Origin of the sequence: Pantoea sp. LS15, assembly GCF_012241585.1 — a bacterium.
Classification (GTDB): Bacteria; Pseudomonadota; Gammaproteobacteria; order Enterobacterales; family Enterobacteriaceae; genus Enterobacter.
In genome coordinates this window covers 77,223-96,817 of sequence record NZ_JAAVXA010000004.1, presented here as the reverse complement: position 1 = coordinate 96,817, position 19,595 = coordinate 77,223, and the positions used below count along the sequence as shown (strand labels likewise).

The 19,595-nt window shown below is 50.1% G+C and carries 29 protein-coding genes and 2 pseudogenes; 29 read left to right on the top strand and 2 right to left on the bottom strand.

What is annotated here, in order from left to right:
* From HED65_RS22915 to HED65_RS08070, 21 genes and pseudogenes are all read left to right on the top strand, one after another.
* On the top strand, nt 1-972 hold the full coding sequence (locus tag HED65_RS22915) for a phage replication protein O (RefSeq protein WP_168112382.1): 972 nt from the start codon (nt 1-3) through the stop codon (nt 970-972).
* A gap of 2 nt (nt 973-974) precedes the next feature.
* A complete protein-coding gene (locus HED65_RS08165; RefSeq protein ID WP_102752837.1) occupies nt 975-1,715 on the top strand; it encodes an ATP-binding protein in 741 nt (246 codons plus the stop codon).
* Between the two features lie 17 nt (nt 1,716-1,732).
* On the top strand, nt 1,733-2,407 hold the full coding sequence (locus HED65_RS08160) for a DUF1627 domain-containing protein (RefSeq protein ID WP_114978179.1): 675 nt from the start codon (nt 1,733-1,735) through the stop codon (nt 2,405-2,407).
* A 200-nt stretch (nt 2,408-2,607) separates the two neighbouring features.
* Nucleotides 2,608-2,868, top strand: coding sequence for a DUF977 family protein (locus tag HED65_RS08155; RefSeq protein WP_114978178.1), 261 nt, complete (start codon nt 2,608-2,610; stop codon nt 2,866-2,868).
* A complete protein-coding gene (locus HED65_RS08150) occupies nt 2,865-3,173 on the top strand; it encodes a hypothetical protein (protein WP_114978177.1) in 309 nt (102 codons plus the stop codon). Before HED65_RS08155 ends, HED65_RS08150 begins: the two co-directional genes overlap by 4 nt.
* Nucleotides 3,174-3,300: 127 nt before the next feature.
* Nucleotides 3,301-3,639, top strand: a complete 339-nt coding sequence (locus tag HED65_RS08145; RefSeq protein ID WP_114978176.1) for a hypothetical protein — start codon at nt 3,301-3,303, stop codon at nt 3,637-3,639.
* A pseudogene (locus HED65_RS08140) lies at nt 3,632-4,104 on the top strand (class I SAM-dependent methyltransferase). Before HED65_RS08145 ends, HED65_RS08140 begins: the two are co-directional and overlap by 8 nt.
* A gap of 297 nt (nt 4,105-4,401) precedes the next feature.
* A pseudogene (locus HED65_RS22650) lies at nt 4,402-4,701 on the top strand (DUF550 domain-containing protein); the annotation flags it as partial.
* Nucleotides 4,702-4,990: 289 nt separating this feature from the next.
* Nucleotides 4,991-5,350, top strand: a complete 360-nt coding sequence (locus tag HED65_RS08130) for a helix-turn-helix domain-containing protein (protein WP_032663365.1) — start codon at nt 4,991-4,993, stop codon at nt 5,348-5,350.
* A gap of 35 nt (nt 5,351-5,385) precedes the next feature.
* Nucleotides 5,386-5,829 (top strand): ImmA/IrrE family metallo-endopeptidase, encoded by a 444-nt coding sequence (locus tag HED65_RS08125; RefSeq protein WP_223256814.1) that lies wholly within the window; start codon nt 5,386-5,388, stop codon nt 5,827-5,829.
* Nucleotides 5,830-6,333: 504 nt separating this feature from the next.
* Nucleotides 6,334-6,612 (top strand): hypothetical protein, encoded by a 279-nt coding sequence (locus HED65_RS08120; RefSeq protein ID WP_114978175.1) that lies wholly within the window; start codon nt 6,334-6,336, stop codon nt 6,610-6,612.
* A 173-nt stretch (nt 6,613-6,785) separates the two neighbouring features.
* Nucleotides 6,786-6,953, top strand: a complete 168-nt coding sequence (locus HED65_RS08115) for a hypothetical protein (protein ID WP_164881290.1) — start codon at nt 6,786-6,788, stop codon at nt 6,951-6,953.
* A 139-nt stretch (nt 6,954-7,092) separates the two neighbouring features.
* The gene (locus HED65_RS08110; RefSeq protein ID WP_114978174.1) at nt 7,093-7,386 is read left to right on the top strand and encodes a Ref family recombination enhancement nuclease; all 294 of its coding nucleotides are present in this window, start codon (nt 7,093-7,095) and stop codon (nt 7,384-7,386) included.
* On the top strand, nt 7,379-7,735 hold the full coding sequence (locus tag HED65_RS08105; RefSeq protein WP_114978173.1) for a RusA family crossover junction endodeoxyribonuclease: 357 nt from the start codon (nt 7,379-7,381) through the stop codon (nt 7,733-7,735). The genes HED65_RS08110 and HED65_RS08105 overlap by 8 nt, the downstream gene beginning before the upstream one ends.
* The gene (locus tag HED65_RS08100; RefSeq protein WP_114978172.1) at nt 7,732-8,334 is read left to right on the top strand and encodes a hypothetical protein; all 603 of its coding nucleotides are present in this window, start codon (nt 7,732-7,734) and stop codon (nt 8,332-8,334) included. The genes HED65_RS08105 and HED65_RS08100 overlap by 4 nt, the downstream gene beginning before the upstream one ends.
* A gap of 344 nt (nt 8,335-8,678) precedes the next feature.
* Nucleotides 8,679-9,074, top strand: a complete 396-nt coding sequence (locus HED65_RS08095) for a phage holin family protein (RefSeq protein ID WP_022648767.1) — start codon at nt 8,679-8,681, stop codon at nt 9,072-9,074.
* Nucleotides 9,061-9,366 carry a phage holin family protein gene (locus HED65_RS08090; RefSeq protein ID WP_114978171.1) on the top strand — a complete coding sequence of 102 codons (306 nt, stop codon included), beginning with the start codon at nt 9,061-9,063 and terminating at the stop codon, nt 9,364-9,366. The genes HED65_RS08095 and HED65_RS08090 overlap by 14 nt, the downstream gene beginning before the upstream one ends.
* Complete coding sequence (locus HED65_RS08085; RefSeq protein ID WP_114978170.1) at nt 9,344-9,886, top strand: glycoside hydrolase family 108 protein; 543 nt, start codon at nt 9,344-9,346, stop codon at nt 9,884-9,886. The genes HED65_RS08090 and HED65_RS08085 overlap by 23 nt, the downstream gene beginning before the upstream one ends.
* On the top strand, nt 9,883-10,152 hold the full coding sequence (locus HED65_RS08080; protein WP_114978169.1) for a hypothetical protein: 270 nt from the start codon (nt 9,883-9,885) through the stop codon (nt 10,150-10,152). Before HED65_RS08085 ends, HED65_RS08080 begins: the two co-directional genes overlap by 4 nt.
* Before the next feature lie 224 nt (nt 10,153-10,376).
* A complete protein-coding gene (locus tag HED65_RS08075; RefSeq protein WP_114978167.1) occupies nt 10,377-10,895 on the top strand; it encodes a hypothetical protein in 519 nt (172 codons plus the stop codon).
* A 122-nt stretch (nt 10,896-11,017) separates the two neighbouring features.
* Nucleotides 11,018-11,215 (top strand): hypothetical protein, encoded by a 198-nt coding sequence (locus tag HED65_RS08070; RefSeq protein ID WP_114978166.1) that lies wholly within the window; start codon nt 11,018-11,020, stop codon nt 11,213-11,215.
* A 105-nt stretch (nt 11,216-11,320) separates the two neighbouring features.
* Here HED65_RS08070 and HED65_RS08065 read toward each other — a convergent pair whose 3' ends face one another.
* Nucleotides 11,321-11,878 carry a hypothetical protein gene (locus tag HED65_RS08065; protein WP_114978165.1) on the bottom strand — a complete coding sequence of 186 codons (558 nt, stop codon included), beginning with the start codon at nt 11,876-11,878 and terminating at the stop codon, nt 11,321-11,323.
* Nucleotides 11,879-12,052: 174 nt separating this feature from the next.
* Here HED65_RS08065 and HED65_RS08060 point away from each other — a divergent pair, with 174 nt between their 5' ends.
* Together HED65_RS08060 and HED65_RS08055 are read left to right on the top strand one after the other, a co-directional pair.
* Nucleotides 12,053-13,510 carry a glycosyltransferase family 2 protein gene (locus HED65_RS08060; protein WP_114978164.1) on the top strand — a complete coding sequence of 486 codons (1,458 nt, stop codon included), beginning with the start codon at nt 12,053-12,055 and terminating at the stop codon, nt 13,508-13,510.
* 12 nt (nt 13,511-13,522) lie between these two features.
* On the top strand, nt 13,523-13,747 hold the full coding sequence (locus HED65_RS08055) for a hypothetical protein (RefSeq protein ID WP_114978163.1): 225 nt from the start codon (nt 13,523-13,525) through the stop codon (nt 13,745-13,747).
* 4 nt (nt 13,748-13,751) lie between these two features.
* Here the strand turns inward: HED65_RS08055 and HED65_RS08050 are convergent, their stop codons facing one another.
* Entirely contained in the window at nt 13,752-14,039 is a 288-nt protein-coding gene (locus tag HED65_RS08050) for a hypothetical protein (RefSeq protein ID WP_114978162.1), read from the bottom strand.
* A gap of 166 nt (nt 14,040-14,205) precedes the next feature.
* On the opposite strand from HED65_RS08050, the gene HED65_RS08045 reads away from it, so the two are divergent.
* The 6 genes from HED65_RS08045 (at nt 14,206) to HED65_RS08020 (ending at nt 19,590) form a co-directional block, all read left to right on the top strand.
* Nucleotides 14,206-14,796 (top strand): glycosyltransferase family protein, encoded by a 591-nt coding sequence (locus tag HED65_RS08045; RefSeq protein WP_114978161.1) that lies wholly within the window; start codon nt 14,206-14,208, stop codon nt 14,794-14,796.
* Nucleotides 14,793-15,137: an HNH endonuclease signature motif containing protein gene (locus HED65_RS08040; RefSeq protein ID WP_047716573.1), complete on the top strand. Its 345-nt coding sequence runs from the start codon at nt 14,793-14,795 to the stop codon at nt 15,135-15,137. Before HED65_RS08045 ends, HED65_RS08040 begins: the two co-directional genes overlap by 4 nt.
* 126 nt (nt 15,138-15,263) lie before the next feature.
* Nucleotides 15,264-15,728, top strand: a complete 465-nt coding sequence (locus HED65_RS08035) for a phage terminase small subunit P27 family (protein ID WP_047174718.1) — start codon at nt 15,264-15,266, stop codon at nt 15,726-15,728.
* Nucleotides 15,682-17,424 (top strand): terminase large subunit, encoded by a 1,743-nt coding sequence (locus HED65_RS08030; protein ID WP_114978160.1) that lies wholly within the window; start codon nt 15,682-15,684, stop codon nt 17,422-17,424. The genes HED65_RS08035 and HED65_RS08030 overlap by 47 nt, the downstream gene beginning before the upstream one ends.
* Nucleotides 17,424-18,728: a phage portal protein gene (locus HED65_RS08025; RefSeq protein ID WP_114978159.1), complete on the top strand. Its 1,305-nt coding sequence runs from the start codon at nt 17,424-17,426 to the stop codon at nt 18,726-18,728. Before HED65_RS08030 ends, HED65_RS08025 begins: the two co-directional genes overlap by 1 nt.
* A gap of 13 nt (nt 18,729-18,741) precedes the next feature.
* Nucleotides 18,742-19,590 carry a head maturation protease, ClpP-related gene (locus HED65_RS08020; protein WP_114978158.1) on the top strand — a complete coding sequence of 283 codons (849 nt, stop codon included), beginning with the start codon at nt 18,742-18,744 and terminating at the stop codon, nt 19,588-19,590.
* Nucleotides 19,591-19,595: the final 5 nt, after the last annotated feature.

The following is a 19,595-nucleotide window of genomic DNA, read 5'->3' as shown; positions in this document are numbered from 1 at the left end:
ATGAATCCATCTGACATCATTCGCGGGTTCGGTCGTCCAGTTGCCTATTACCCGGCACTGGCCGAATACCTCGGCGGCGTTAGCGCCACAGTTCTTTTTTGCCAGATGACCTACTGGATGGACAAGCTCACCTCTGATCTGGGTGTGCATAAAACATCAGAGGAAATTCAGGATGAAACCGGGCTGAGTTACGAAGAGCAGCTAACCGCCCGGAAAAAGCTTAAACGTCTGGGGGTTTTGGTAGAGACACATAAGCGACTGGAGCATCGGATTTACTTCAAAGTTAACTTTGAGCGCGTGGATCAGGTTCTCACGCAAGTAATTGATAAATCACCAAATGGGCAAAACCCATTTCGGGGAATGGGCAAAGCCCAGGTCGGTAACGAGGGAATCCCTTGTTCGGGAACAGGGGAAAGCCCAGCCCGCGGGGAAGGCAAAACCCATTTCGATCCTACAGAGATTACTACAGAGACTACTACAGAGAATAAAAACACTTCTTGTCCGGGCGCTTCGCTGCCGGACGAGAAACTGTCCAAAGATGCGTTTTTAAATCGTCACCCAGAGGCTGTGGTAGCCCATGCAGGAAAACGACAGTGGGGAAGCAAGGAAGATCTGACCTGCGCCCAGTGGATGTGGAACCGCATCGTCAAGCTTTATGAAAAAGCCGCTGAGACAGACGGGGAACTGGTGCGCCCCAAAGAGCCTAACTGGGCTGCATGGTCCAACGAAATTCGTCTGATGTGTGCCGTTGACGGCAGAACACATAAGCAAATTTGCGAAATGTTTTCGCGTGTACAGCGAGATCCGTTCTGGTGCCGGAACGTGATGTCACCGACAAAACTGCGCGAAAAATGGGATGACTTAATTCTTCGACTGCCATCGCCAGGAGCGGCTCAGAATCAGGCTGGTGCCCGGGATATCAATCGGATCTCCCGTCCTGACAGCTCTGTTCCGCCAGGATTCAGGGGGTAAGCATGCAAAACGCAGGTTCCATTCTCGATCGCCTTCGCCGCGTAATTCCGCAGGGCGTAGAACCCAAATTCAAGAGCGCCGCAGAGCTGATGGCCTGGCAGCGCGAGGAAGGGCTAAAGCGTGCCGCTGAGGTGGACAAACTCAACCAGCAGGCTCGTGCAGAGAAAATTTTCGGGCGATCCGGGATCCAGAACCTGCACCGCAGCTGCAGCTTCGCGAATTACACGGTGAACGGCGATGGCCAGCGCCACGCCCTGAGTATGGCAAAGAGCTATGCGCAAAATTTTGGAACCGGCTTTGCGAGTTTCGTTTTCACCGGAAAGCCGGGCACTGGCAAAAACCACCTCTCAGCAGCCATTGGAAATTATCTGCTGAAACAGGGGCGAACGGTCCTGATTGTGACGGTTCCGGATCTGACCCTTCGCGCCAGGGCCTGTTATGACGAAGGGCGTTCTGAAGCCGCGCTGCTGGACGACCTCTGCAAAGTTGATCTGCTGGTGCTCGACGAAGTCGGCATTCAGCGTGACAGCCGCGGAGAAAAAGTTTTGTTGAACCAGATTATCGATCGTCGCCTGGCCGCTATGCGCCCGGTTGGCGTTCTGACCAACCTGAATTACGACGCGCTGGTAGAAACCCTGGGTGAAAGGGTTGTTGACCGTCTGCGTATGGATAACGGCATTTGGGTGAACTTTGACTGGGAGAGCTATCGCGGAAACGTTAGCCACCTGAGACCTGTTAAGTGAATTTTGAGGAGAAAATTATGGAAACCGTACTTGATGCACTGAAAGCCATGAAAAAAGCGACATATCGCGAGGTTGCTGCCCGTCTGGATATCGAACCCGTGGAAGCGCTGAACATGTTGCGCGAGCAGAAAGAGCAGGGGTTATGTGATTTTTACGATGGCGCATGGTCAATCGGTACAGCTAAAGAGCAGGCCAGAAAGCCGATCAAACCTCAGGCAGCGGCGCCAGCGCATCAGGCTCCGCGCCTGAAAGGTGATGAACCAGCACCGGTTGATGCTGAGGCCATCCGCCAGCTTCTTGGCAAGAACGGAGCTATGACAACCGCTGCGCTGGCTGCAGCTGTCGAACGTAATGCCCGCGGCATGGTCTCTGTAATGCTGTCTTTTGAGCACCAGGGTGTGGTTATCAAAAACGGAAGTGGGAAGGGCGTGACATGGTCTCTTCCTGAAACCGGCCAGGCCTCAGCCGATACAGCCGAATCTACCAAGCCAGAAAAAACAACGGCAGAAATCATTGAGACTATCCCAGCATTCGCTTCCCGCCCTGACGACCTGATTATTCCGTCGTCACGTTACATCTCCAGCGAAATTCGCCGCACGAAAGCGAAGCTGTCTAACCTGCAGCGTCTTCAGAGTGCCGTTCGCGAGCTGCGCCGCCATAAGCATCTGCTGGAGGGGCTGGGGAATGACTGATTTACCGAAATGCCCTGTATGCGGCATGTCTCCTGCACTTAGGGTCCGCAGCCGCGGGATGAACTGGGGTTCGGCAGAGGTTCGCTGTTCGAACGGTTGCCCTGGCGTCCGGGCGGGATTTTCGTTCCCACCTGATGGAGAGGTAGCGGCCCGGCAGTTGCTTCAGGAAAAATGGCAAAAGCTGGTGGGAGGGTTTAACGATGCCAAGACCAAAAACGCATGAAGAGCGCACCAGGATTATCAACCGAATTATCGAGCTGGTGAAAGAACATGGGCGTATCACGACGAAAGACGTCGTTGCGATGTTCAACCTGCATCGAACAACCGCTGAGAAATATCTCCGGGCCGCTGTAGAGCAGGGTGGTCTGGTTCGTCATGGTCGCTGCGGTATTTTTCGCAACCAGCGCGCAACCATCGATTTTGACCTGAAACGTTTTTCACACGACAAGGGGGCAGTATGACCCCGCGCATGATGACTGACACCCAGCTTGTGGCGCTGATGCAGAACTCCTCCCAACGGATTGACGTGCAGGTGCATGACAATGGTCCGGATTTACCACCGACGCATTCATGGTCTGTTGATGGCGTGCCGATGCACCACCTTGCTGTCGAGGTCATAGCTCTGGTCGAGCAGAAGACAGAGCTGCTGAAGGCGCTGGAAGACCTGAGCTACCAAGTCTGCGAAGCAACTTCCCGTCGTCCATTGAATGAGGCGAGAGAAACCGCTGATGCAGTCATTGCCCGAATCAAAGGCGGTACAGCATGAGCAACATCATCAACCACTTCATTAAGCGTTACACGCTGCCGGCGCGTGTTTTTCTGGCGGTGATCCTGATTACCAATATCTGCATTTTCGGGACGTTAATTTTCTGGATTGGGAGGGAGATTTTTCGATGAGCAAATCACTTTATGCACGTTGCATCCGTCGCTGGGAAGTTGAATTTAAACCACATTGTGATTCGAAGAAAAACCCGCACTGGCGGAAATACCATTTGCGCAGCTATATCCGCACAGCAGCATTAGTTACTGCGGATAGCATGGTTGAAGAAATGGCAGAAGAAAATGCCCGATTCGATTTTGGCATTAAAGGCTGGTCTCCGGAATTTAGCGCCTGGTATCAGGAACGCCGCGGGAAATACCTTAAGGAGGCGCGCGATCATCTGAACGAAGAGGCCACCATTGCTGAAATTGACGATGAGATTCAGAGCGAGCTGGAGGCCTGGTATGACTGAGCATGTTGTATTGGACTTGTGCTGCGGTTCCCGCATGTTCTGGTTCAACAAACGCGATACGCGCGCGCTTTTCACAGATATCCGTAGCGAAGAGCATGAGCTGTGCGATGGCCGCCGCCTGATAATTCGACCAGATCTCATTGCTGATTTCCGCGACCTGCCATTTGCTGATGCCTCGTTCCCGGTGGTGGTATTCGATCCTCCTCACCTTGAGCGTGTCGGTCAAACGGCGTGGATGGGTAAAAAATACGGGCGATTGAAAAAAAAACTTGGCGTTCTGACTTGCGCGCAGGTTTCAAAGAGGCGTTCCGTGTATTGCGGCCACACGGTGTACTCATTTTCAAATGGAATGAAACTCAGATCCCGGTGAGCCAGATATTGGCGCTGACAGACGAGAAGCCAGCCATTGGCCAGCGTACCGGGAAGAATGATAAAACCCACTGGATCATCTTTGTGAAGGACTAACCCATGAGCATTATTACCACAGAACGTCTGACAAAAATCCTCTCTGAAACCCAGGCGGTAATTAGCGAATGTAACTCGCGTTGTGTTCATGGATCCGTGGAGGTGAACGCCAGGTTGTTTGAAAATGTATTGATGGAGTTATTGAGGCATCGTGCCACCATCCTTCAGGGGGCCGATAGTCCAGGTTACCGCGCTATCGTTGAGCGCATATCAGAAATTGTTCACGGCAAAGTCACTGATATCGATCTACTTACGGTAACCGTGAAGAGCATGAAGGATATCTTACAGGGTAAAAATTCATCACGTAATGAAGTTCGCACTGAGCACGCTGAATGGTCTGATGCAACCTTCGGGAATGTCGGCCCGATTGGACCACTAAAACACCTCAGCAAAGAAGCGCTGGAAGCAGCAGCAGAACCCGGTGACCTCAGCGAGTGGGCTGATATACAGTTCCTCATGTGGGACGCGCAGCGCCGCGCTGGCATAAGTGACGAGCAGATTACTCAGGCCATGGTTGATAAGTTGGCTGTGAACAAGGCTCGTAAATGGCCGGAACCGAAGGAAGGTGAACCACGTTTGCACGTCAAATCCACGCCGCTTTAGGAGGGGAAAGCATGTACCTGATGGAGCTGTTATCAGGGGCACTCTGGCTGGTGGTTTTAATCCTACTGGAGGTGCTTGCCGTGAGAAGAATTGATTGCTGGTTAAGCACTTACCCGCTTTGGTGGGTTTTTTATCGATGAGATTCCTAATGCGAGTGTATTTTTTTTACCAAAAAGGTTTATTTTATTTTTTGGTGTGGTAAAGTTAAGACATTAGATTATAAGCGCCCCATCAGACCCGCACTGAGCGAGTCTGTTAAAACCAACCAATCGAGGATTAAATCATGGCACTCACTGAATTCGGTAAGGCCGTCAGAAAAGCGAGGATAGATACTGGCAGCACACTTTTAACTATGTCCCAGGAACTGGATACAACACCTGCGTTTCTCAGTGGTTTAGAAACTGGTAGCAAAAAAATACCTCAAAAGTGGATTAAGAAGATTGATTCTTACTTCAAATCTAAGGGTATAGAACTTAAAGGGCTGCAGGAGCTTGCTGCGGTTGCGAACGATTCTGTTCCGGTAAATGGATTATCTCAGCAGCAGAAAATGCTGGTGGCGGGCTTTGCTAAGTCGCAATTCACACCAGAACAGTTAAAGAGCTTTGCAGATTTACTGCAAAAGATTAATAACAATGAGGGTTGATTATGTACCAGATGAGAGGAAACAGGGTGTCGCCAATGCAAGAAGAAGAAATAGCCTACAGAGCTATTAACTTCTGTAATGCTATTGGACTAACAACCTCAAAGCGCAGAAGAAAGCGTTATGACATGTTTTTCGAAAGCCTGTCAATTTATGGGGTTACTCTCGATGTTATGGAGGATAAAGATTGGGAGGCCCTGACGTACGATCTTACAATCGGACATTGTGACCCCGCCTCTCTAACCATTACTGTGCCCAATAAGATTTATGTAAATGCCTGCCTCGGGGAAGAGCACGCTCTCGCTGTTATTTTCCATGAATTAGGGCATTTGCTTCTTGGGCACAAGCCGGTCTTACACTTCTCAGCTAAAGAACCAACCCGTGTTGAGGATGCTGAATGGCAAGCAGATACATTTGCAGATATCGCGCTGGAAGCGATTGGCGTAAGAACACAGCAGATGTCATTCGACTTTTATATGTAAAAAGCCCTGCGCTAACAGGGCTTTCAGGTGCGGAAAGTGCGCTAACACGTTCCGTTGAGTATGGAGGCAATCCAGCCGCGACACTCTTCTTAGACAGCAGAAGTGTAGTGGTTCTCCTAACAAAGTGCAACCTGTGTGGATTTACAGGTAAGCAGGGAAACCGAAGCTATGGCTATGGGCACCTGTCGCAAATGTGGTTGTCCGTGTGAGATCATTTTCCGCTACTCTGTTTGTGTAGACGGCGTGATGCGTCATGCGAAAAAAGGGAGACCTTTCCCGATTCCACTTTGCAGCTGCAGCGGAAAGCATGCAGCTTGAAATTAAGTACAAACAAACCCGCTTCGGCGGGTTTTTTTATGTCTAATGCCAAAAAACCTTTAACGTTTCGTGCTCTTAATCCATTGATCATTTTCCTGTATGGGGTTACTGTATAAATATACAGTCAATTCTTCGGGAGGCATTATGTCGTATACATCTCCAGCGCTCGCTAACACAGAAATCCCTATGACGCTTGCCAGTCTTTGCCGCTTAGATGGCCAATACCGCGCAATCGAAATCTCGCCGGGCTTTGCTGTCGTAGACATAACCCGCGCCCCCCAGCCGGGAGATACTGTTGCGATCTCGTTCTGCGGCGGCATGCAGTTTGCGAGAGTGCAGGGCAAGTCATTAATTACCCCTGATGGCGATGTGATAGAAGGTGATGCACTGGACGATGTGCGGGTGGTCGGAGTGGTTATCTTTTTGATTAAAGAAATCAACAACGACGAACTGCCAACAATTTAGCCCCCGGAATTTCCCTCACGCAGTTGAAGCTACTACCGATCGGTGACATAGATGATCTATGCAACCTATTAGACATCAGGCTAAGCGGAACCGTTAATGAGGTGAGTGTGAAGGGAGAAAAGGGACGGCCCCGATTCCTCGGGGGATAGCTGAATTGAATAGGATTTTTCGTTATGAATGAGCAAGAATTAATTGCTGCCGTTCGCCCTGTAGGACGTTATGAAGTGGTGAGCCAGGAGGATGGCTCCTTTGTTGTTATCCCTGTGCCTGCTGAAGCAATGCTGATTACCCGGGAAGCACTGCGACAATGGCTTGAGCGCTTCCGCAACCCTGACAACTGATTTATAATAATCAAGCTGGCCTGAACAACCAGCACCTGTCGCACCATCACCGGAGAAAAGTGATGGCGCAAAGAACTACACAGAATTCCCCTCACCGCACGATCACGCGCGGTATTTCTGTTTATGCTGGTGGTCCAGCATGAAGAAAGCAGATAGCCTCCATCTTTCACGTGTGGCCGCACTGGGCTGCATCGTGTGCAGAAATCAGAATCTGGGCGAAACGCCTGCGGAAATTCACCATATCCGAACCGGACATGGAACGAGCCAACGCGCTGACCATCGAAAATCAATTCCCCTGTGCCATATGCACCATCGCAACGGCGGCTATGGTGTGGCCATTCATGCTGGCCGTAAGCAATGGGAGAACAACTTCGGTACCGAGCTGCAGCTGCTGGAACAGGTCCTGCTCGAACTAGGGATGTTCTATGCCTAAATACATCATCACCCCAGTAGGAAAACCCCGCATGACTCGCCGTGATAAATGGAAACAGCGTCCGCCGGTGATGCGTTATCGCCTGTTTTGCGATGAAGCCCGTCTTCATGGAATCCAGGTACCGGAGAGCGGGGCCCATATCACTTTCGTTTTGCCGATGCCGAAGAGCTGGAGCAAGAAAAAACGCGCAGCTATGGACGGTCAGCCCCATCAGCAAAAGCCCGATCTGGACAACTTAAAAAAATCTCTGTTGGACGCCTTGTTTGAGGATGATTCCCACATTTGGGACGCCCGGACATCAAAAGTATGGGGCGAGAGCGGAATGATAATTATAGAGGACATAAAATGACGCCACGCCAGAAACGCCAGTATTTTGAAGGGCTGGGAAAAACAGCAATGGCACCACGTAAGAGCTGGCTGGGGAAAAGTATTCTCCTGAATGATGTCCAGTCCGGGTGGATTAAATCTCTACTTACCGTGTGGGGCGAATGTGTTCGCGGCGGAACTGCCCCGGCGAAACCGTGTGGGCACTCGTGCTGGAATGTCATTAAGGGGAAGAACTGGTCAGATAAAGCACTGGAGCGTTTTACTGCGGCTCTGAACCAGGCGAGAGAAGAGGGGTTTCGCGGAGATCTGGCCATGAAACGCGCTCGTTCTATACTCTGGCCGGAGCCATCGGCCAGCGTAATTGACGAGGCTATGAGTAATGATGATGCTGAGTTCATGGAAGACGTAGTGCTGCAGGCGTTTGATTTGAAGGATCCGGTTTATATCGTCGGTCGCCAGTATTACACCACCCGAAAAAAAATATCGGACATCACCAGAGATCTGCAGAACCTGGCACCATGGCTTACGGATAACGAGGCCAGAAAGCGGGTGCGCTGGTGCCTGGAAATATTCAGGGCGAAGGTGTTTCTGTCAGCGAGGAAGGGCCTGAAAGAAAATTAATGATCATGTGTGAATTAGCAAAAAGTGCTATTTATTCGGAATGATGTTGAAAACGGGCCAGAAAATAAGATAATTCATTCATGCTTGGCAGAGCTGCGCCACGATGGCAGCGATGTAAAGCGACAATTTGAAAAAACTCTAAACCCCGCCAGCCGGGGTTTTTTGTTATCCGGCGATACGACAGGGGTATTCGCGAAGGTGCATTGCACCAGTACCCCTGTCATATCGTCGATCTCACCTGATTTATTCAATCCAAACATCTTCCTTAATGGCTGCCATCTGGCGGCCTTTTTTATTTCCCCTCAATTTTTCTGAGAGGATCCACAGCAATAAGAGGGGGCTAAATGTCCGATCCTGTTTCTGGCACTACGGTAGCGGCTGGTGGTCTGATGGGGGCCAGCATGTTCGGCCTGGCAACCGGCATAGATTACGGTGTGGTGTTTGGCGCATTCGCTGGTGCGGTGTTCTACGTCGCTACGGCAGTTAATATCAGCCGCCTTAAGCTGGTGGGCTACTTCATCACCTCATTCATCTTCGGCGTTATCGGCGCTCCACTGCTTGGCTCTTACTTCTCTAAATGGACGGGGTATAGCGACAGGCCACTTGATGCGCTGGGCGCGGTAATCGTAGCCGCTATTGCTATTAAGCTGCTGACGTTCGTCAACAGTCAGGATTTGGGTAGCCTGTTTGGAATTCTCTCGCGTTTACGTGGTGGAGGGGCCAGCAATGGTAACAAGTGATCCGAGTGCTATGGTGAATGCACTAATCTGTGGGGTGATCGTCCTTGCTCTGATGTTCTACCAGCGCGGTGGGGCGAGACATCGCCCTCTGATATCGCTGATGGCTTATTTCACGGTGCTGGTATACGCCAGCGTTCCTTTCCGTTACCTGTTCGGCCTGTACCATGAATCGCACTGGTTCGTGGTGGTGGTGAACGTACTGATATGCGCCGCCGTTCTCTGGGCTCGGGGAAACGTAGCACGCATCATTGACGTCCTGAGGCATTCGCATGACCAAAGACGAAATTTTTAATGCCATCCTCGGTAAAGAGGGCGGCTACGTTAATCACCCTGACGATAAGGGCGGTCCAACTAACTGGGGGATCACACAAGCGGTAGCTCGCGCCCACGGATTCACCGGGGATATGCGAAACCTGACCCGCCAACAGGCGCTGGATATCCTGACCGCCGACTACTGGACAGGGCCACGCTTTGATCTTGTTTCTGAGGTGTCTCCAGCCATTGCCGCCGAACTATGCGATACAGGTGTAAACATGGGCCCATCGGTTCAGACCAAATGGTTCCAGCGCTGGCTGAACGTTTTCAACATTCAGGGCACGCTATATCCCGATCTGATTGCAGATGGTTTTATTGGTCCGCGAACTATCAGCGCGTTAAAAAGCTATCTTTCCCGGCGCGGAAAAGAGGGTGAGCTGGTTATGCTTCGGGCCCTGAATTGTAGCCAGGGTCAGCGTTATCTCGAACTGGCAGAACAGCGAAGCGCGAACGAGACGTTTGTTTACGGATGGGTAAGGGAACGGGTGGCCATATGAATATGGAAATGATTATTGGGCTGGCTGTTGCTGTTCTCGGTGCTATAGCTGCTGCTTTCGGTTTTGGTCATGCTTCAGGAACCACAAAAACGGAAGCGAAGTTTCAGAAGCAAAATACCGAAGAAAAAGCCGCAGCCACTGAAGCAGTAGCCGAACGCCGGGTAGAAGCAACGAAAGAGGCCAGCAATGTACAGCAGACTGTTAATCACATGCCTGATGACGATGTTGATCGCGAGCTGCGCGCAAACTGGACCCGCAAGGGTTGAGGTAGTGGACACTGCTTGCGATTGGGTTAAACCCATATACGGGACGGAACACGACTGGGATGTACTGGACCGCCAGACGAAGAAAGACATCCTTGTACATAACAAAGCATGGGCAAGAAATTGTTCACAACATCAATAATTCAAAATTCTATTAATTAAATGAATCTTTAAGAAAAAAATTTATCAGGTATACTTATAGCTTTTCTAGATTTTAAGGCTACACCATGTCTTATACACAAGTCATACTCGCTTTAATACAAATATTAGGTGGTACTTTAGCTGGAGCATTCATCTCTTATAAACTTTCACTATCAAGCTGGACGAAACAAAAAGAAAAAGAATGGGAGAATGCACAGAAATTAAAAAGAAAAGAAAATATAGAAACTCTCTATTTATTGCTCGTTGAATGGGACAAGCTTCTGATGGATGTGCTCTATCAAATGCATATTACTGCCTTGGATAGGCGCCACAAGGAAAAGCTCAATCAGAAAATGAATCAGGCGAAGGATGATTTGCATGTTAAAATTGAAATGCTATGTAGACTACAGTTTAATGAGTTAGAAACTGAGATGTCGCTAATTGATGATCATTTTAATTTGGCGATTAATAATTATCAACGTTTGGATGACAATAATTATATTGATGAAGAAATTGCAGAGGATATCAAGAAGTCAGGGATAGCGATACAGGAAGCAATAAAAGAAATGCGTAAAAAATTACATGCAATGTATCATAGTAAGTGATTTATCTCTTGATGGTTATTTTTTGACTTTGCTCAATTTATAAACCCATGAGTAATTTAAAAATCCTTATTATGCCAAAAGCCCTCGCAATAGCGGGGCTTTTTAATAACTGAGGAATGAGCATGACTGTAGTTCTCACCGCCAAACAAATCGAAGACCTGGATAATTTCGCAAAAGAAGACGGTGCGCCTCAATACACCATTACCACCTGGACAATCCCGGAGTTCGAAGCGGATAGTGGCGAAATTATTCCAGCATACACTGGGCTGATCGCATACTCAGATTCGCTTGAACATGGTGTATTGCAACTGGACGATTGAGTAGCCATAACAAAGCTCACATGCTGGTGAGCTTTTTGATTTAGATGATGTAGATTCCGTTTAACATCGCTTTAGTGAAATTGGCTCTTCAATGTTTTAAATCTTCTAGCCAATCACTTTAATAATTTGCACAAACATAACATAATAAGCAATTGCAAAATACTTAATTCTTATAGGTGTTTTATCATCGTTAACTTTAAATATCTGTTCATTTCTACCATCATTTGAAGAAATACCAATTTCAAAGTTTGGATCGGATAAAGGGATGTCTCCAGCAGGAGTAAATGATGAACATTTTTTTATTAGTGCATTTATTTTATCTTTGCTAGGTCCGTCATGATCCACCTTATGGGCGAAATCGTTCCTGATTCCATTTAGTCCATCAATAACGTCATAGACATCTAATGCGATACCGAGTCTTTGTGCTAATTTGGCTTTGGAGTCAAAACTCATCCTAAAATTAATTTTACCGTTTCCTTTTTCTTGTTTTTTAAATAAATACTCAACCCCCAAGTGACTGCATATCCAATCCTCTAAAAAATTTTCAAGTAAGAGGTGTGATGTAAGAACTGTTGCAAGATTATTTTCGTTATTTATTAGTTTTGAAATTCGTACAGCTTGATATTTGTCAGCAATCAGTCTACTAAACATTTCACGGTTCATGTGATTATTCCTAATATAAGCTATGGGAGTGGATAGTTTCAGCTATGGAAACCGTCAAACCTAACAACATTCATTAAGCTAAACGAGTGATTATAACAGATATTTAAACAATTTTTTATAATCCTTATCCAATCAAGCGGATAAGCTCATAAATTTACATACGGTAGGATAAATATGCAGGTCACAATTGATGGTGTCCCGTATGTGCCAGCCTGCACTTCAGCATCTCGGATTGGCATTGCCATCAGTACGCACAACCGCGCCGACGTTCTGAAGCGTGCACTCGAACAGCACATGAAGCACCTGCCAGCTGGTGCGCTGGTGGTGGTTGTGGATGATGGTTCAAAACCTGCAACGGTAGTTCCCCACGGCGTGCAGCTGCTTCGCCATGAAACATCACTCGGCATTGTTGCTTCGAAGAACGCCAGCCTGTCAGCCCTGATGGATGCCGGGTGCGAGCATCTTTTTCTGTGGGATGATGATGCCTGGCCTATCGCCGATAACTGGCATCTTCCCTACATCGAATCACCCGAGCCACACCTGGCTTACCAGTTCCTCGATCTTGCTGGCCAGAATAAGCTCAATGACCTTTCGGTGCTTTACCGTGACGATCAGCATGTGGCGTATACCGGGCAGCGTGGCGTGATGCTTTATTACCACCGCAGCGCCATCGAGAAGGTGGGCGGATTCGATCCGGTTTATGGTCGCGGCATGTACGAACACAGTGACCTTGCCCTGCGGATTCATAACGCCGGAATGACTACGTGGGCTTACGCTGATGTCGTCGGTTCAGAAAAGCTGATTCATTCTCTTGATGAGCATGAGGCCGTAGAGCGTTCGGTACCGAAACCAGACCGACAGGCACTGGTGGAACGTAACGTTAAAATCCACAACGAACGGCGTGATGCTGGGTTTACCGGTTATGTGGAGTACCGGCGACAGCGCGACGTGGTTATCACTACGTTACTGACCAGCCAGCCTGACCCGCAGCGCGGTACGAAAATGAGCGCCTCTCCTGACATGCTGACTAAATGGGCCTCTTCGCTTCGGAATTGTGGACGTGTCGCGCTGGTGGATGAGCTGCAGACTGCCCCGGCTGACGTTGAGATGTACCGCGTTCCTGACGTGAAGATGAATGTCTACTTCCGGCGCTGGTTGCACATCTGGCAGCACCTGCGTGATCACCCTGAATACCGGTTCGTCTGGTGTACCGATGGAGCCGATGTCGAAATGCTGCGCGCGCCATGGGATGAAATGCAGCCCGGGAATGTTTACGTTGGTTCTGAACCGAAGACCTACGCCGACACATGGGCAAAGCAGAATCATCCGGAGCGTATCTATCAGGATTTCATTGAAGAGCACCGCAATAATGTGATGCTTAACGCTGGTCTGCTGGGTGGCAGCCGCGCTGATGTAATGGCGTTCGCTCATGGCATCATCCGTCTTTACTACCGGGTCGAGAGTTATCGCTTCTGGAAGAAAGAGCAGGCTGGCGCTGCGGTGGGTGACATGCTGGCGTTCGGTATTGTCGCGCAGTCATTCGCTGACAGGCTGGTCACCGGCCCCCTGGTGCATACCGTTTTCAAAACTGATGGCATCGGCAAAGAGAATGCTTGGTGGAAACATAAATGAGATTAGAAAAAAATGAAAAAATTCAGTATGAAAGTAAAATCGATTCATTTGGAGAATGAGTTGGTAATTGCAGCTATAACCGTGTATCAAATAAATTCGCAATCAATTCCGGTACTTAAATTCGATGTTGATATTAAGCCAGAAAAAAACGCTAATTATTCTCTTTATGAATCATTAGCCCTCAAGAAAGCCGCCTCGCTTATTCAACAAGTTGCTGAAGATGTGGCGGCGGCTTAAATAGTTATTTCAAGAAAGGTTCGGGCTGTGAATTGCCAAACATAGTCTTGACTGGTGGTTGCATCAGCTCATTGATCGCATGCTTAGCTTGTGATGTACCCCCCATGGTGATTTTGCCAAGCTCATGGTTTAGCTGAGCTTTGAGTGCTTCGCTAAACTTTGCATCACCACTTTGTTCATCAAGAACTTTCACTATGCTGTGTAGCAAAAAGTTTGCTGCAGCCTTCGTCTTCTGGTTCTCACGCTGAAGATCGTTAATTTGGCGATTAAGATCTTGGATAAATCTTTCCATTAATAATCCTTATATAAGATGATCAGCCACATCTCCCTCTGAGCGAAGGAGCAGTGTCCCACCACTGATTGGCTGAATCCTCTTACTTTAACCAGGGTTAAAGCGAAGCAACACCCTGATATTCAGACAGTAGCCGCCATCGTGCGGCTTTTTTATTGGAGATTCTCTGGTGGCTGAAGACATAAAATTTGTGGTGGTCGGCCATCACACCCGCTTAGGACAAGCGCAACGGCTAGCTGAGCTTCTGGATGCTCACCTGCTGATTGATGACGGTGACCACGGCGCTAACTGGAATCACCGACGCGCGCTTGAGTGGGCAGCAGAACAAACCTGCCGGGTAGTGGTGCTGGAGGACGACGCATTGCCGGTACCCAGATTCACCGAAAAGGTAACCGACTGGTTAGCGCGCTGCCCAGATGACCTTCTGAGCTTTTACCTCGGAACTGGTCGGCCTCCTCAGTACCAGATGCAAATAGCCGAACGGCTAATCATTGCTGATAAAGCTCGATATGAATTCATTTCGTTTCCTCGCCTGATTCATGGTGTTTGCTACAGCGTGCCGCCTCACCGTATAAGCCGTGTGCTATCTCGATGGGACAGTGATAAGCCTGCCGATTTTGCAGTGGGTGATGCTTGGGGTGGCTCAGTGATCTATCCGTGTTATTCGCTGGTGGACCATGCTGACGGCGAACCGGTTGAGCGTCATCCTGACTCAGCGCCACGAACAGAGCGACGCAGGGCATGGAGGCTGGCGTGAATAAAGAACCGCGTATCTACGGCAGCAAATGGGACAGAGAGCGTCTTGTTTTCCTTCGTGCCCATCCACTCTGTGTGATGTGTCAGGAACAGGGAAGGGTGGCAGCAGCAACGGTAGTTGACCACATCACCCCTCACAAACTGAAAGAGGCGCTCCGTTCTGGTGATGCGGCTGCCATAAGCAAAGCCCAGAAGCTCTTCTGGAGCCGTAGTAACTGGCAGGGACTGTGCAAGCAGCACCATGATTCAACTAAGCAGAGGATGGAGAAGAGAGGCTCTATCATCGGTTGCGACGAGAGTGGCATACCCCTCGACCCGACGTCGCACTGGTTCAAACGATAATGATTCTCATCTGATGGGGCCGGGGGAAGGGCGGGTCAAAAGTTCATAACCTTGCCCCTGAATGACCGCCGCCAGTCCTTTTTGTGCACAACCGCGAAATGAAAAGTTTTTTTCCGGGAGGTTCCGATGGCAGGACGACGCCCGAAACCGACCCACCTGAAAGTGGTAACCGGCAACCCGGGCAAACGCAAACTCAACGACAAAGAGCCCACTCCGGCGCGAGAAATCCCAAGCCCACCTGAGCACCTCACTGACTGGGGGAAAGTTGCATGGGGAAAACTAACCGTGCTGCTCGACGGTATGGGTATTTTGACCATTGCCGATACGCTGGCGCTCGAACGTCTCTGTGATATTTACGCCGACATACTTCAGCTGCGCCTGACAATTGCCGATGAGGGGCGAACGTACACCGTGCAGACAGAAGGCGGATTTTTGATCAAAGCGAATCCGGCTGTCGCCATGCTGGCAGATGCCGATCGCCGTTTTAAAAGCTACCTGGTTGAATTCGGTCTCACCCCGGCCGCCAGAACGAAGGTGAAAGTTGATGGTGGAGAAAAAGAAGAAGACCCGCTCAACCAGTTCTTCGGTTGATCCCGCAACGCGATATGCGATGGATGTGGATTCCGGTAAGGAAATTGCCGGGCCAGATATCCGAAATTCCTGTAAACGACACCTGAAAGATTTGGAATCCTGTCACGCCCGCGGGCTGGTGTGGGATCCTGCAGCTGCTCAGCGCGCCATCGACTTTTTCGCCAAAGTGCTGAAGCTGAATGGCGGTGAGCATGAGGGAAAGCCCTTCAATCTGCTGCCGTGGCAATGCTTTATCGTGGGTTCGATATTTGGCTGGAAAAACTCGGATAACTATCGCCGATTTAGAATGGTGTACGTCGAATCCGGGAAAGGTTCCGGAAAGTCACCGCTGGCAGCGGGAATAGCGCTTTACTGCCTGGTAGCAGACAAAGAACCCCGCGCTGAAGTGTATGCTGCGGCCACGAAAAAAGACCAGGCCATGATCCTGTTTCGTGATGCGGTGGCGATGGTGGACCAGTCGCCGGCGCTGGCGCAGCGGATCAATAAATCTGGTGGTGCCGGTAAAGAGTGGAACCTGGCTTTTCTTCAGACGGGGTCTTTCTTCAGACCCATCAGCTCTGACGATGGGCAGTCTGGACCGCGCCCGCATTGTGCCCTGATTGACGAAATCCACGAGCACAAAAACAATCAGGTCGTAGAAATGATGCGCGCTGGCACGAAAGGCCGTCGCCAGGCGTTGATTTTCATGATCACCAACAGCGGCCACGACAAAACCAGCGTCTGTTACGACTATCACGAATATGGGCGAAAAGTTGCTGAGGGCTCTATCGAGGATGACAGCTTCTTTTCATTCATCTGCTCGCTTGATGAAGGTGAGGACCCGTTTAAGGACGAATCCTGCTGGAAGAAAGCTAACCCGTCTCTCGGCCATACTTTTACAGAAAGGTATCTGCGAGAGCAGGTTACGCAGGCGAGGGGCATGCCGTCGAAAGAGAGTATTGTCCGCCGCCTCAACTTCTGCCAGTGGGTTGATGCTGATAACCCATGGATAAGCAGCGATGTGTGGATGGGGTGCGAAGAGGATTTCGATCTCCATGAACTGCAGGGTGAAGAATGCTACGGAGGCCTCGACCTTTCAGGAAGCAGGGACCTTACCGCCCTGGCGCTGTTTTTCCCGAAAAAAAGAAAGCTGCTGGTGGAATTCTGGACCCCGAAAGAAACACTTTTAGACCGCTCAAAAACGGATCGGGTGCCTTATGACGCCTGGGAACGTGACGGCTACATTCACACCACGCCAGGAAAAGCGGTTAAGTACGGATTCGTTGCTGAACGAATAGCCGATCTATCCCAGATGTTTTTTATCAAAGCGATCGCATTTGACCAGTACCGAATTAAATACCTTGAACCAGAACTGGAAGAGGCCAGTGTATCGGTCCCTTTAATCCCCCACGGTCAGGGATATTACAAAGCCCAGGAGTCAGGATTATGGATGCCGCACTCTATCGAGCTTTTCGAACAACGGCTTGACGACGGCGACATCATCATAAAAACCAACCCCTGTCTGCGCTGGAATGCGGCATCCGCTGTGACTGAGGCTGACCAGAAAGAAAACCGCATCTTTGCCAAGAAGAAAAGCACAGGCCGTATCGATGGCGTGGTGGCTTCAGCTATGGCGATCGGTGCATCTGAAGGGGAAGTGGAGGAAGAGGGAGATGTCGATGGATTTTTTGACGAACCGATCATAGTGGGTATCTGATGGCTAAGAACAAGCAACCCGGGCGCGTAAAAAGCGCCCTGTTAAACTGGCTGGGCGTGCCAATCAGTCTTACGACAGATGAATTCTGGCGCGAATGGTTTGGCACCAGCAGCAGTGGCAAGGTGGTAACCGCTGATAAAGCGATAAAACTCTCTGCTGTCTGGGCGTGTGTCAGGCTGTTAAGCGAGTCGATTTCAACACTTCCATTGAAAATTTACGTGCGACAGCCTGATGGCTCGCGAAAGGCAGCGACAGACCATCCTGCCTATTCGGTGCTGTGCCGTCGTCCTAATTCCGAAATGACGCCATCCCGATTTATGTTGATGGTTGTCGCCAGTATTTGTCTACGCGGGAACGCCTTCATTGAGAAGAAGTTCATCGCAAACCGCCTGATATCACTGGTGCCCTTGCTGCCACAAAATATGGTGGTGAAGCGACTCCCCAGTGGTGTACTGCAGTACAAGTACACCGAAGACGGAACGGAACGCATTATTCCCGTCAAAAATATGATGCACATCCGCGGATTTGGTCTGGACGGTGTATGCGGCATGATGCCGACGATGGCAGGTGTTGATGTATTTGGTGCGGCTATGTCGGTGGATGAAGCGGCGGCGAAAATCTTTGAGAATGGACTCCAGAGCACCGGATTTTTGTCCTCTGAGAATGCGCTAACGAAAGAACAGCGTGACCGTCTGCGTCAGAACCTTCAGTCATTTATCGGCTCAAAAAACGCCGGAAAACTGATGGTGCTGGAAAACAAACTGACGTACCAGAATGTCACCATGAATCCAGAGGCAGCGCAACTGCTTGAAAGTCGATCTTTCAGCATTGAAGAGATTTGCCGCTGGTTCAGGGTGCCGCCTTATATGGTTGGACATACAACAAAGCAGAGTAGCTGGGCATCCAGCCTGGAAGGAATGAACCTCCTTTTTCTGACCCACACACTTCGACCGCTGCTGGTGAATATTGAGCAGGAAATTGGCCGGTGCTTACTCGACAGCGATGATGACGTGTTCGCGGAATTCTCCGTGGAAGGACTGCTGCGCGCCGACAGCGCGGGTCGTGCTGCATACTATACCAGCGCGCTTCAGAATGGCTGGATGTCCCGAAATGATGTTCGCCGTCTGGAGAACATGCCGCCGATTGAAGGGGGCGACATTTACACCGTTCAGCTCAACCTGACACAACTGAAGAACCTTGAGAACAGTAATCCTGCCGTTCAGGCACTGGCGATCAGGGAGCTTCACAATCACGTATTCCCCGACATTCCATATGAGCAATCGCCTCTAAAGCAGGCCGCTTAGGAGCATAACCCACATGACAAAAAAACAACTTCCGGCTGCACCGGCGGGTCGTCCCTGCGCGCGTGTCACCTGTGAAACTTTACCGTCTGCACTGGATCGCTGGGACGGTGGGATCAAAGCTGCGGCCACCGACGATAACAGCATTTCAGTTTTCGATGTTATCGGGCAGGACTACTGGGGCGAAGGGGTAACAGCTAAACGTATTGCCGGTGCGCTTCGGGCGATGAACGGTGCCGACGTTACGGTGAATATCAACTCACCGGGCGGCGACATGTTCGAAGGTCTGGCTATTTATAACCTGCTCCGCGAATACGAAGGCCGTGTAACGGTGAAGGTGCTGGGCATTGCCGCCAGCGCCGCCTCGATAATTGCGATGGCCGGGGATGATATTCAGATTGGTCGCGGTGCCTTTCTGATGATCCACAACTGCTGGGTATACGCGATGGGAAATCGCCATGACTTTGCTGAACTGGCACAGTCACTGGAGCCCTTCGATACCGCTATGGCTGATATCTACGCGGCGCGCTCCGGCCTTGATATGGCCGCCGTTCAGAAGCTGATGGACGCCGAAAGCTATATCGGTGGCAGTGATGCTGTGGCGAAGGGACTGGCAGACAGCCTGCTTTCTGCTGATGCAGTCAGCGACGGCGACGAATCACCTTCCGCAGCGCTTCGCAAACTTGATGCATTGCTGGCCAAGACCAACACCCCGCGCTCTGAGCGCAGAAAACTCATTAAAGCCTTATCCGGTGGCATGCCTGGCGCTGTCACCACCAACGACGGTACGCCGGGCGCTGCCGAAGACATCAAACCTGAAACCATCAATTCACTTGAAAACGCCCTGGCGGCGCTAGTCAAATAAGGACC